Source organism: Nocardia sp. NPDC058497, from assembly GCF_042720195.1.
Taxonomy (GTDB): Bacteria; Actinomycetota; Actinomycetes; order Mycobacteriales; family Mycobacteriaceae; genus Nocardia.
This window is the reverse complement of record NZ_JBHXMY010000654.1, coordinates 1-3103: the sequence shown is the minus strand read 5'-3', so window position 1 is coordinate 3103 and position 3103 is coordinate 1. Positions and strand designations below refer to the sequence as shown.

4 protein-coding genes are annotated in these 3103 nt (G+C 70.7%); 2 read left to right on the top strand and 2 right to left on the bottom strand.

The genetic code is table 11. The annotated features are described in order from the left end of the window. Positions 1–422, bottom strand: a 422-nt coding sequence (locus tag ACFWPJ_RS28925) for an MFS transporter (protein WP_378856089.1), incomplete at its 3' end; no start/stop codon positions are given. A 62-nt stretch (positions 423–484) separates the two neighbouring features. Next, positions 485–1378 (bottom strand): 4-hydroxy-tetrahydrodipicolinate synthase, encoded by an 894-nt coding sequence (gene dapA, locus ACFWPJ_RS28920; RefSeq protein WP_378856087.1) that lies wholly within the window; start codon positions 1376–1378, stop codon positions 485–487. A 71-nt stretch (positions 1379–1449) separates the two neighbouring features. Between dapA and ACFWPJ_RS28915 the strand changes: the two genes are divergently transcribed. Beyond that, complete coding sequence (locus ACFWPJ_RS28915) at positions 1450–2343, top strand: LysR family transcriptional regulator (RefSeq protein WP_378856085.1); 894 nt, start codon at positions 1450–1452, stop codon at positions 2341–2343. 135 nt (positions 2344–2478) lie between these two features. Continuing rightward, positions 2479–2955 (top strand): nucleoside deaminase, encoded by a 477-nt coding sequence (locus ACFWPJ_RS28910; protein ID WP_378856083.1) that lies wholly within the window; start codon positions 2479–2481, stop codon positions 2953–2955. Positions 2956–3103: the final 148 nt, after the last annotated feature.

Sequence of the window (3103 nt, the reverse complement as noted above, 5' to 3'; positions counted from 1 at the left end):
GGGGCTGGGTTATTATTTGACTGGCCGCGGGAATTTTCCTGGCCCCCCCGGTGGCCGTGGTTCCGGGGTAACGCCACCAGCGACTCGATACTCCACGCCATCGAACACAGCACCGACCCGATGATGAAGAAGGTCAGCGCCGCCATATAGAGGCGTTTGGTGCCGAAGCGGTCGGCCGCCCACCCCGTCATCGGGATGACCGAGGCCAGCGCCAGGGTGTAGCCGGTCATGGTCCAGGCGACGACCTCGACGGAGGCCTGGAAGTCCGCCATGAATGTCGGAATCGCGACGGTGACCACGGTGATGTCGAGGATCGACATCACGGCACCGAGGACGACCACGCCTGCCACTTTGAGTACGGCGGCGTCCAGCTTGTCGGAGGTGGGATCGGCAGCGGCGCCGATATCCGGAGGTTTCGTCACCGCTTGAGCCTGGCATCTTTATTCGCCGAAGACCAGCGAAATTTATTGTTCGTGATCTCGTGTCACACGGGAGCGGCCGCCGCGGCATCGGCGGCCCGCAGCGCCGCCGTCGTCGAATCGGGCGAAGCGGGCAGAAGCGGCAACCGGACCGCCGCGCTGGGGATCTGCCCGCGCTCGGCCAGCACCGCTTTGATGACCGTCGGGTTGGGTTCGGCGAACAGGGCGGCGCCGAGCGCGTCGAGGCGATGACCGATCTCGCGGCCCCGCGCCACGTCACCGGCGAGCCAGGCGTCAATCAACTCCGCGTACTCTGCGGGCGCGACATTGGCCGCGGCGAGGATGCCGCCCCGCGCGCCGAGCGCGAGCAGGGCCGAGGCGAACCGGTCGTCGCCACACAGCACCGTCGTACTGGATCCGGCGCGTGCCATCAGTTCGACACTGGCCGCGTCCACACCGCCGACCGAGTGCTTGAACCCGGCGATGTTCGGAATGTTCGCGAGCCGCACCAGCGTCTCCCCGCTGAGTGGGCGCGCGGTGCGGTAGGGCACGTCGTAGACGTAGAGCGGGGCCGGGCTGGCCGCCGCCAGCGCGGTGAAGTGCGCGACCACGCCCTCCTCACTCGGGCGCACGTAGTAGGGAACCACCGCGAGCACACCCGCGACCGGGTGCCGCAATTCGCCGACGGCCCTGACCGATTCCGCGGTCGCGTTGCCGCCGGCGCAGACGATCAGCGGCGCGTTCCGTTCGGCGCATACGGCGGCGCAGAGGTCGAGGACGCGGTCCCGTTCGCCGGCGGTCAGCGCCGACGGCTCGGCGGTGGTGCCCAAGGCGACGAGTCCGGTCGCGCCCGCGTCGAGGACGCTGTGCGCGTGCCGTTCCAGGGCAGCGGGAGCGAGGGCGCCGTCGGCGGTGAACGGCGTGATCATGGGGACGAACAAACCCTGCGGCGATGTCATGATTCCTATCGTCGAGCCGCCGACACATCAGGTCCAGTTCACATTCATAATGTCGAACGTAAGCTGAACTGATGCTGGACGTCCGCAAGCTCCGCCTGCTGCGCGAACTCGCCCACCGCGGCACCATCGCCGCGGTCGCCGACGCGCTCAGCTACACGCCATCGGCCGTGTCGCAACAGCTCACTGCCCTCGAACGCGAGGCGGGCGTGCCCCTCCTGCAACGCACGGGTCGCCGCGTCACTCTCACACCGGCCGCGCACCTGCTCGTCGGCCACACCGAAACGATCCTCGCCGCCCTCGAACGCGCCGATGCCGAATTGGCGGGCGCCCGAGACGAACTCGTCGGAACCCTGCGGATCGGCGCCTTCCCCACCGCCGCCCGCACGCTCCTGTCCCCCGCCCTGGTCGCCCTGAGCACCGACCATCCCCGCCTCGAGCTCACGGTCACCGAGATCGACCCGGCCGAGGTCCCCGACGCCCTGCGCGCGGGTGCCCTCGACATCGCCCTCACCCACGACTACGACCTGGTCCCCGCCACCCCCGACCCCGCCATCCACACCGAGCCCCTGCACACCGAGACGGTCTACCTCGCCACCCGAAACCCGTTCCCGGACACCGAACCTCTGCGCGCCCATCTCGAATCCCCGTGGATCGCGGGCACACCCGGCACCCTCTGCCACACCGTCACCCTCCGCGCCTGCCAGGCAGCGGGTTTCACGCCCCACATCCGCCACCACGCCGACGACTTCGACACGGTCCTGGCCTTGGTCGCCGCCGACGCGGGCACCGCGATCGTGCCCGCCCTAGCCCTGCACTCCCCACCCGACGATGTCGCCCTCACACCCTTGTCGACCCGCCGCCACACCCACCTGGCCTACCGCAACGGCACGGCCGCCCACCCCGCCATCCACGCCGCCCGCATCGCCCTGCGCTCAGCGGCCCGAGCGGCGGAACACCATCCGTGAGCGGGGGCGGCGGTGGTCGTAGACTCGATCGGCACCACTGGGCAACGCGGTCGGCCCGCAGGACCTGGCAGCCGCCCGCCTGATCATCGACAGGGCTCGCGCCAACGGCATCGGAACGGAAGTGGACCTCGCGACATGACCGCACTCACCGAGATCGACATCACCCACCTGCGTCGCGCCATCGACCTCGCCGGTCAGGCCGCGGCGCGCGGAGACCGGCCCTTCGGGGCGGTCGCCGTCGACCGTGACGGCCGCGTGCTCGCCGAGGGCACGAACGCGGTGAGCACCACCGGCGACGTCACCACCCACGCCGAACTGGTCGCGATCACCACCGCCACCGCCGCGGGACGGGCCGAGGCGTTGCGCGGCTCGACCGTGTACGCGAGCGGCGAGCCCTGTCCGATGTGCGCCGCCGCCATGGTGTGGGCGCAGGTCGGGCGGATCGTCTTCGCCGCGGCGGCCGCCGAATTCGGGCAGATCCTGCCCGGTAAGCCAACTTTCGCGCTGACCTGCGCCGACCTGGTCGCCACCTCGACCGTGCCGGTCGAGGTCAGTGGCCCGCATCTGGGCGAGGAAGCCCTGGACGTCTTCCGCGCCGCCGCCGCGGGCTGACCCGGATAGCCGGTCGCCGCCACGGCGACCGGCACCGATCACCCGACCGGAACCCACACCCCACCCAGGTCGCGCAGTTCCTCGATCGCCTCCCGTGTACCCGGCACCAGGGTGCCGCGCACCCAGACGCCCTAGGTCTCGATGTGGT